General features: G+C 73.0%; 9 protein-coding genes. 7 read left to right on the plus strand and 2 right to left on the minus strand.

What is annotated here, in order from left to right; all coding sequences use genetic code 11:
- Both G6R24_RS15195 and G6R24_RS15200 read left to right on the plus strand, forming a co-directional pair.
- Positions 1-142: zinc ribbon domain-containing protein (locus G6R24_RS15195; RefSeq protein WP_163549904.1), on the plus strand; the 142-nt coding region annotated here is incomplete at its 5' end.
- 90 nt (positions 143-232) lie between these two features.
- Positions 233-1,030, plus strand: coding sequence for a fumarylacetoacetate hydrolase family protein (locus G6R24_RS15200; protein WP_263864067.1), 798 nt, complete (start codon positions 233-235; stop codon positions 1,028-1,030).
- Between the two features lie 55 nt (positions 1,031-1,085).
- Here the strand turns inward: G6R24_RS15200 and G6R24_RS15205 are convergent, their stop codons facing one another.
- Positions 1,086-2,030 carry a LysR family transcriptional regulator gene (locus tag G6R24_RS15205; protein WP_163549906.1) on the minus strand — a complete coding sequence of 315 codons (945 nt, stop codon included), beginning with the start codon at positions 2,028-2,030 and terminating at the stop codon, positions 1,086-1,088.
- A 243-nt stretch (positions 2,031-2,273) separates the two neighbouring features.
- Between G6R24_RS15205 and G6R24_RS15210 the strand changes: the two genes are divergently transcribed.
- From G6R24_RS15210 to G6R24_RS15230, 5 genes are all read left to right on the plus strand, one after another.
- Positions 2,274-3,554 (plus strand): FAD-binding protein, encoded by a 1,281-nt coding sequence (locus G6R24_RS15210; protein ID WP_163549907.1) that lies wholly within the window; start codon positions 2,274-2,276, stop codon positions 3,552-3,554.
- Positions 3,555-3,690: 136 nt separating this feature from the next.
- Positions 3,691-4,545, plus strand: a complete 855-nt coding sequence (locus G6R24_RS15215) for a UbiA family prenyltransferase (RefSeq protein ID WP_163549908.1) — start codon at positions 3,691-3,693, stop codon at positions 4,543-4,545.
- Between the two features lie 133 nt (positions 4,546-4,678).
- A complete protein-coding gene (locus tag G6R24_RS15220) occupies positions 4,679-5,437 on the plus strand; it encodes a class I SAM-dependent methyltransferase (RefSeq protein WP_163549909.1) in 759 nt (252 codons plus the stop codon).
- Positions 5,434-6,738, plus strand: coding sequence for an acyl-CoA dehydrogenase family protein (locus tag G6R24_RS15225; protein ID WP_225438564.1), 1,305 nt, complete (start codon positions 5,434-5,436; stop codon positions 6,736-6,738). The genes G6R24_RS15220 and G6R24_RS15225 overlap by 4 nt, the downstream gene beginning before the upstream one ends.
- Positions 6,732-7,820: a type III polyketide synthase gene (locus tag G6R24_RS15230; RefSeq protein WP_225438565.1), complete on the plus strand. Its 1,089-nt coding sequence runs from the start codon at positions 6,732-6,734 to the stop codon at positions 7,818-7,820. The genes G6R24_RS15225 and G6R24_RS15230 overlap by 7 nt, the downstream gene beginning before the upstream one ends.
- A gap of 42 nt (positions 7,821-7,862) precedes the next feature.
- Here G6R24_RS15230 and G6R24_RS15235 read toward each other — a convergent pair.
- Positions 7,863-8,768, minus strand: a 906-nt coding sequence (locus G6R24_RS15235; protein WP_338083957.1) for a universal stress protein, incomplete at its 5' end; no start/stop codon positions are given.

An 8,768-nucleotide genomic window follows, 5' to 3' on the forward strand; every position in this document is an offset into this window, starting at 1 on the left:
GAAACTGCCGTTGAACATTCGGGAATGGGCCTGCGCTTGTGGTGCGGTCCACGACCGGGATGTGAACGCGGCACGGAATGTTCTCGCGGCGGGGCTCGCCGTGATCGCCTGTGGAGACGGAGTGAGACCACCCCGCTCCTAGAGTGGGGAGGCGTCTGTCAGTGAAACAGGAAAACCTGTCCGCGAGGGTGGGAATCCCCGGTTTTCAGGCCGGGGAGGATGTCAACTGCGGCTGACCCTGCGACTCAACGGCGAGGTCATGCAGGACGAGTCGACCAAGGACATGATCTTCGACGTGGCCCGTCTCGTCGCGTACTGCTCGACGGTCGCGACGGTACCGCCCGACGATCTCGTGCTGACCGGCAGCCCGGCGGGCAACGGACTCCCGCGCGGGCGGCTGCTGCGCGCGGGGGACGTCCTGGACTCGACGATCACCGGCCTGGGCGCCCAGGCCGACCGCTGTGGGGCCTCACCCCGGTCGCGGAGGACGACGGGCTCGTCTTCCTCGCCACCGAGGGATCACCGGAGCAGTACGTCGTGCGGCTGCGCAAGGACCGGGACAAGCGCCTCGACCTCGTCTCCTACGGCGCGTGGACGCCCGCGGACGTCGACACGCTGGCCGAACGCCTCGGCCGATCCGGTGTGCGGCGGGTCAACGAGCCCGCCGCCCTGCCGACCGTGGGCGGCGGCCACGGTTTCCGTTTCTTCGACCGAGCTGCGCGGCCTGGACGAGTATCTGCGTGGAACCGGCCGGCTGCTGCGCGCCGGCACCCGGATGATCTGGGGGCCTGGCCGCCACCGCGCCGGCGACAACACCTTCAGCTGTTTCCTCGACCCGTCCGGTAACACGGTCGAGTACACCACCGAGCTGGAACTGCTCAACGAGGACAGCTGGCACCCCGGCGTCTACGACGTCTCCGAGGAGCTCAACCAGGACCAGTGGGGGACGGCGAACCCGTTCGACGACCAGCTCGCCAAGGAGAGCTTCAACGACGTCGACCGCGGCCTCTTCGTCGCCCCACCCGTCTGACGCCACGTCTGATGTCACGCCGCCGCGAACACGTCCGGACGCCGCACCGGGGGTCTCAGCCCGTCGCGGCCGTGGCACCCGCCGGGCACTCGGTGCGGGCCGCGGCGAACAGCTGCTGAGGCAGCCACACATGCCCGGGGTTCCGGGCCCGACGGGTGTGCCAGAACGCCGACTCACGCAGCGGCTGGAGGGGCATCTCGGGCTCCAGCAGCCGGATCTCCGCCGCCCCGGCGCCCCGTCTGGCCAGCCGCCGCGGCAGTACCGCCACGAGGTCGGTGCCCGCGAGGAGGAAGGCCATGGCCACCATGCTGGTGGACGTGGCCGCCACCCGGCGCGGGTAGCCCGCCGCGTCCAGGTCCTGCTCCACGAGGCTGGGCCGGCCATGCGGGACGTACGCGAGCCAGGGGGAGTGGCGCAGCAGGTCGGCGGTGAGACGGTCACCGGCATGGGGATGATCGCGCCACACCACACCGACGAACCGGTCCTCGATGATCGGCATCCGCGAGCAGTCCGGGATCAGGGCCTGGTCGACGATCCGGTCCGGAAGGATCGCGAGGTCGACCTCGTCCCGGTTGAGCGCCTCCAGGTAGCGCACGCCGACCGGGGAGGCGTCCACCTGCAGGCCCGTGGCCAGTCCGATCAGGCGCGCGATGAGCGGGTGCAGCAGGGTGGTGCTGACGTAGTCGCTGCTGATGACCGAGAAGTGGCGTGAGTCGGTGGTGGGGTCGAAGGTCGGCGGCCGGACGATGGTCTGCTCGATGGTCGCCAGCACCTCGCGCACGGGCTCGATGAGCGACTGCGCCCGGGGGGTGAGTTCGAGATAGCGGCCGTTGCGGTGGAGCAGCTCGTCGCCGAGGGCCCGCCGAAGCCGGGCCAGTGCCGTGCTGGTCGCCGGCTGGGACAGGTGCAGGTTCTCCGCGGCACGCGTCACGTTCTTCTTCCGTAACAGCGCGTCGAGCACGACCAGCAGGTTGAGATCGATCTGTCCGAGCTTTACCAATCCGGTGGCCCCTTTCCGATAGTGACGGTCACGACCTTGGCGCCGGATGGACAGTTGTATACCGCTGCCGTATACCGCTGCCGTATGTCGCTGCTTCCGGGCGGGTGGATGGTGACCCGGCGAGAATTGCCCACGGAGCGGGGCACTGGTTCGTCCACGGCGCCCCGGAACCGTGTCGAAGGCCGCGCCGAAGCCGTGGGGGAGGGCATAACCAAGTTCGCCGGGGAAGGGGAAGGAGACGGCATGTCGGACGGTACGGGCCTGGAGAAAACGAACTGGGCCGGGAACGTGGTCTTCGGGGCTTCTCGGCGCGTCGCGCCCACGTCCATCGAGGAGCTTCAGGCCGTCGTCGCCGGCTGCGGGCGGGCGCGGCCGGTCGGCACCCGGCATTCCTTCAACACGATCGCGGACACGACCGGCACGCTGATCTCGACGGCCCGGCTGCCCGGTCTGATCCGGGTCGACCCCGGCGCTGGTGAGGTGACCGTGAGCGCCGGAACCCGCTATGCCACCCTCGCCCGTGAGCTGCACGCCCAGGGCTTCGCGCTGCCCAACCTCGCCTCGCTGCCGCACATCTCCGTGGCCGGGGCGTGCGCGACCGCGACGCACGGCTCCGGTGACCGCAACGGCAACCTGGCCACCTCCGTCGTCGCCCTCGAGCTGGTCACCGCGACCGGTGACCTGCGCACGCTCCGCCGGGGTGTGGACCCCGACTTCGCCGGTCAGGTCGTCGCGCTCGGCGCGCTGGGGGTGGTCGTGGCGGTGACACTCGACCTCGTGCCGACCTTCCAGGTCCGCCAGGACGTCTACCAGGGTCTGACCCGCGCCGCCCTGCTCGACCACGTCGAGGAGATCTTCTCGGCCGCCTACAGCGTCAGCGTCTTCACGGACTGGAGCTCCACGCCGTCCCGGCTGTGGGTCAAGCGGCGCGTCGTCGAGGGAACCGGCGAGGCCGATCCGGCACCGGTGGAGATGTTCGGCGCCCGGGCGGTGCACCATCCGGTGCACCCGGTGCCCGGCCTCGACCCGGTGCACACGACCCCACAGCTCGGGATTCCCGGACCCTGGCACGAACGGCTGCCACATTTCCGACCGGGCTTCACGCCCAGCGCCGGTGACGAGCTGCAGTCGGAGTACTTCGTCGCCCGCGACCACGCCGCCGCCGCGATCGAGGCGATCCACCGGATCGGCGACCGGATCCGCCCCGCCCTGCGGATCAGTGAGCTGCGCACGATCGCCGCCGACGACCTGTGGCTCAGCCCCGCCTATCACCGCGACGCGATGAGCCTGCACTTCACCTGGCTACCGGACGAGGCCGCCGTCGCCCGCGCGCTGGCCGCGATCGAGCGCCAGCTCGCACCCTTCGACCCCCGGCCACACTGGGGAAAGGTCTTCACCCTGCCCGCGCGGACCATCCGCGCCAGCTACCCCCGCGCCACCGACTTCCTTCAGCTAGCCGAGCGTCACGACCCGACCGGAACCTTCGGCAACCCCTTCCTGGCGCACACCCTGGGCCTGGCCTGACCGATCGCCACGGGCCGGCTTGGTCGTTTCGGGTGGGACAGCCGCCGCGCGCGGGTTGGCCAGACGGCGGTGATCGGAAATCATGGCGGGCGTGATGCCAGAGAAATCGCCGGGTCCGGACATCGGGCCGCGACCCATGGTGAAGGTTTCCGGAGCCGACGCGACGGGATGGCCGGGGCTTTCCGGGCAGGTGGCGGCGTTGGTGCGGGCGTGTCATCCGGAGCCGACGGTCGCGGTGACCGTGTTCGCGTCGGCGCTCGCGGTCGCCGGTGGTCGCACGGCCGGCGGGGTCGCCGCGGTGGCCTCGGCGGTGCTGGCCGGTCAGCTCTCGGTCGGCTGGAGCAACGACCTGCTCGACCGGCACCGGGACGCCGCCGGGGAGCGAACGGGCAAGCCCCTGGTCGGCGACGGTCTGGCGCCGCGAACGGTGGCGGTGGCCACGGGGGCGGCGCTGGCAGCCTGCGTGCCCCTGTCGGTGGCCGCGGGCGGGCCGGCCGGGGCCACCCATCTTGTCGCGGTCGCCAGTGCCTGGGGATACAACCTCGGGCTGAAGGCGACCCCGCTGTCCGCCGGCCCCTACGCGGTCTCGTTCGCGCTGCTGCCCGTCTTCGTCGTGCGCGGACGGCCCGACCGGCCGGCGACCCCGCGGTGGCTGCCGCTGGCGGCGGGGCTGCTGGGTGCGGGCGCCCACTTCGCCAATGTCCTTCCCGACCTTGAGGTCGACGCGCGCACCGGGGTGCGCGGCCTGCCACAGCGGCTGGGCGCGACCGGTTCGCGCCGATCCGCCGCGGTGCTGCTCGCGGCCGGTTCCGTGGTGGCCGCGCTCGGCCCGCCGCGCCGTAGCGCCTGGCGGCTGGCCGCGTTGGCCCCGGCCGCGGCGCTGACCGGATGCGTCCTGCGTCGCGAGGACCGGTCGGCGTTTCGCGCCGCGATGGCCGTCGCCGCGATCGACGTCGCGCTCGTCGTCACCGCCGGGGTGCGACCCCGCTGAGGTCCGTGGGTTGTCGGTGATGGGAACTCTTCCCCAGATTCGTTACTCTGCGAGTTGATGCAGGCACATTTTGTGCCGGCGGGAGGCTGGCGCTGCCGTCGGCCGACAGCTGCGACGCCCTCTCGGGAGACCTGTGAACGTTGCCTCGCCGCCACGGCACGAACCACGTCGGCCCAGGAACGATCCCGCGCAGTACGACGACCTCGCCGATGAGTGGTGGCGTCCGCACGGGCGACTCGCCGCGCTGCGCTGGCTCGCCCAGGCCAGAGGACGACTCATCCCGGACCCGCCCCACCCCGGTGCCGCGCTGCTCGACCTCGCCTGTGGCGCCGGGCTGCTCTCGGTGGCGCTCACCGGACGGCTCGCCGGCTGGCGCCATGTCGGCGTCGACCTGTCGGCACCGGCGCTGCGTCAGGCCGCCGGGCACGGCGTGACGGCGATCCGGGCCGACGTGCACCGGCTGCCGTTTCCGGACGGACAGTTCTCCTGCGTCGTCGCCGGCGAGCTGTTCGAGCACCTGATCGACCTGGACGGTGCCTGCGCGGCCATCGGTCGGGTGCTCGCGCCGGGCGGCACGCTCGTCATCGACACCCTCGCGGACACCCTGTTCTGCCGGCTGGCGCTGGTCCGCATCGCCGAACACCTGCCTGGCGGGCCGCCGCCGCGGGTGCACGATCCGAAGCTGCTGGTCGCCCCCGACCGGCTGGCCCGGGCACTGGAGCGGGCCGGCATCGAGATGACGCTGGTCGGCGGGCTGCGTCCGTCGCTGGTCGACTACGCCCGCTGGCTCGCCCGCCGGGCCGACTCGGTCCGGATGCTGCCGACCGGCTCCACCGCCGGGGTCTACCAGGCGGTGGGTGTGCGCGCCACGAGCGGCCGGGGCGGCCGGTGAGCACCCGGGTGCCGGCGCCGCGCACCGACGGCGGCAGCGGCGGCATCCTCGGCGTCGACGGCGCGCAACTGGCCCGCGGGGCCGTCGACGCCATCGCCGCGCGGGCCGGTGCCGCCGACCGGGACGGCGAACTGCCCGCGGCCGACCTCGACGAGCTGCGCGGCGCCGGCCTGCTGGGCCTGCTCGTGCCGACCCGGCTCGGCGGGTTCGGCGGCGGCTTCGCCGACTGGGCGGACGCCGCCCGCGTGCTCGCCTCGGCCAGCGGCGCGACCGCGCTGGTGCTGAACATGCACACGTCGGTGGTGGGCGCGCTGGCCCGGACACCGGACGAACTCGCCCGGGCGATGGGCGCTCCGGAGTCGTTCTTCCTGGCCCGCGACCAGCTGCTGGCGCGCGCCGCCGCGGGGGAGTTCATCGCCGTGGCGATGAGCGAGCGGGGTGCGGGCGCCCGACTGTCCGCGTTGGCGACCCGTTACCGGCGCGAGAGCGACGGTTATCGGATCCGCGGGGTCAAGGCGTTCTGCTCGGGTGCGTCGCACGCGGACGTCTTCTTCGTCGCCGCCCGCGCCGCGGAGTCCGACCCGACCGACCCGACCGACCCGACTACTCCGCTCGACCCGTCCACCTCGGCGGGTCCGTCCGGGCCGGCGATGGTCAGTCACTTTCTCGTGCCCTCTGGTCCCGGGGTGAGCGTCGAACCCAGCTGGGACTCGCTCGGTATGCGGGGCACCGGCAGCCACGACGTGCGCCTCGACGTGTGGGTTCCGGCGCAGGCGCTGGTCGGCGGCGTCGCCGGACTGAGTCTGCTGGTCGCACAGGGAATGCCGCAGTGGCTGGTCGCCTCCTACGCGGCGGTCTACGCCGGCGTCGGCCGGGCCGTGTTCGACGCCGGCGTAGACCACGTCCGCGGCCGGCGTGGCACCGGGATGCCATCCGGCCTCACCGGGCTGCCCGCCGTGCGGGCCCGGTTCGGGCAGGCCGACGCGGCCCTGGCCGCGTTGGACGCCGTGGTCGACGAGTGCGCGCGCCGGGTCGACGCCGATCCCGGCAGCGACCTGACGAACCGGTGGGTGTGGCGGGCCAAACTGCTCGCCGGGCGCACGGTGCAGGACGTCGCGGCCTCGATCGTCGAGGCCTGCGGGACCGCGGCCACCCGCCGCGGCCACCCGCTGGAACGGCTCTACCGCGACGCCCGCTGCGGCTCGCTGCAACCCGCGACGAGCGATGTCTGCGCGGACTGGCTGGGCCTCGCGGCACTCGGCGGCGACCCGGAGGCCGACGCGAATGTGGCCCGGTGGTGACCGCGGGGCCCGCCACCACGGCGGTGATCACCGGCATGGGCGCGGCCTTCCCCGGCTCCCTCGACCAGCAGAGCCTGTGGGACGACGTCTTCGAGCACCGCTACCAGGGCGACGCACTGGCCCGCCGGCTGTTCCTCGGCATCGGCGTGCGCACCCGCCACGGCGTGGTGGATCCGCGTCAGGAGGACATCAGCGCCTGGTCGACGGCGGCCCGGATGCGCCGCTACGTGGCCGAGGCCGGGCCGCTGGGCAGCCAGGCCGTGCGCGCAGCCCTGGCGGACGCCGGGATCAGCGCCGCGGAGCTGGGCCTGTTCGTCGTCGTGTCCTGCACCGGTTACGCCACACCGGGCCTGGACATCCAGCTCGCCCGCGACCTCGACATGCCGCCGTCGGTGCGTCGGCTGCTGGTCGGCCACATGGGCTGCTACGCCGCGATCCCGGGCCTGGGGACGGCGGCCGACTTCGTCCGGGCCCGCGGGCTGCCCGCGCTCGTGCTCTGCGTGGAGCTGCCCTCCCTGCACGTCCAGCCCGCGCAGGCGCACCGCGATCTGGAACAGGTCGTCGCGCACGCCCTGTTCGGCGATGCCGCCGCGGCGATCGTCGTCATGCCTGACGCCACCCGCGGCCTGGAGGTGCTCGACACCACGGCCGCGACCGCGCCCGCCACCGAGGACCTGATGACCTGGCAGGTCACCGACCACGGCTTCCGGATGGGCTTGTCCCCGCGGGTGCCCGACCTGCTCGCCGCGCACGTCGGGGCGGCGACGGCGGCGCTTCTGGCACCGATCGCCGCGTCGCTCACCGACGTCGAGGGCTGGGCCGTGCATCCCGGTGGTCCACGCATCATCGACGTCGTCGAGCAGCGCCTCGGCCTGCTGCCGGCGCAGACCGCGGTGACCCGCGGCACCCTCGCCGCCCGGGGCAACTGCTCGTCGGGCACCGTTCTGCTCGTCCTCGACCAGCTTCGCCGGGACCTCACCCCCGACGCGACCGTCGTCGCGATGGCGTTCGGCCCCGGCCTGACCCTCTGCCTCGCCCTGTTCCGCCACCGCCAACCCGGAGCCCACCCGGCCCCGCCCTGACGATCCGAGGGGCTCCTGCCGGGCGGGGTGGCTCCGGGTGCCTCACGGCTGCTGGGCGTGCAGGACCGCGACGGGACAGGGGGCGTGCAGGACGCACTGGTGGGCGGTGGAACCGAGGACGAGTTCGGCGAAGCCGCCGTGGCCTCGGGTGCCGACGACGAGGAGCTGGGCATCCTGGGCGGCGAGAAGCAGGGCACGGCTGGCGGAGTCGTCAACGGCGATCAGGTGGAGGTCGAGGTCGAGGTCGTCGTCGAGGGTAGCGGTGACGGTGTCGGCGAGAAGCTGCTCGGCGTCCTGGTGTAGCGAGACGAAGTACTCGGTGGGCGGGGCGAACGGCGCGATGTACACGCGGTAGGCGTTGATCAGGTAGAGCGGGGCCTCGCGTGCGATCGCCTGGTCCGCGGCCCAGCGCACGGCGGCGCAGGATGGGTCCGAGCCATCGACACCGACGACGATCGGCCGGCGGTCCGGCTGCTGGCCGGAAGAATCGTCGCCGCGGACCACGACGACCGGTCCGGTGTGCTGGTGCAGCAGTTGGTGCGCGACGGAGCCGGCCAGTACCCGGTGGGCGAAACCTGATCCGCTGGTGCCGATCACGGTCATGGCGGCGTTCTTGGCTTTGTGCACCAGGGCATCCACGGGGTCCTGCTCGACGACGACCTGGCGGAGCTCGATCGGCGGGTCGGGCATCGGCACCCGGGCGATCGTGTGGTGCAGGGTCTGCTCGGCGGCCTTGGTCAGCCCCAGGTAGTCGGCGTTGACCGCCGCCTGGTAGACCCCGCGGGGCAGGCCGTCGGCGGTCCAGCCCAGCAGGGCGATGACGGGTCGGTGCTCGAGCTGGGCGGTCGCGTAGGCCCAGCGCAACGCCGCCTCGGATCCGGGGGAACCATCGATACCTACGAGAACACCCTGTCTGTTTTCCGCGCTCATGCCCACGGCCTCCAGCCC

The organism is Candidatus Frankia nodulisporulans, from assembly GCF_902806475.1.
Lineage (GTDB): Bacteria > Actinomycetota > Actinomycetes > Frankiales > Frankiaceae > Frankia > Frankia umida.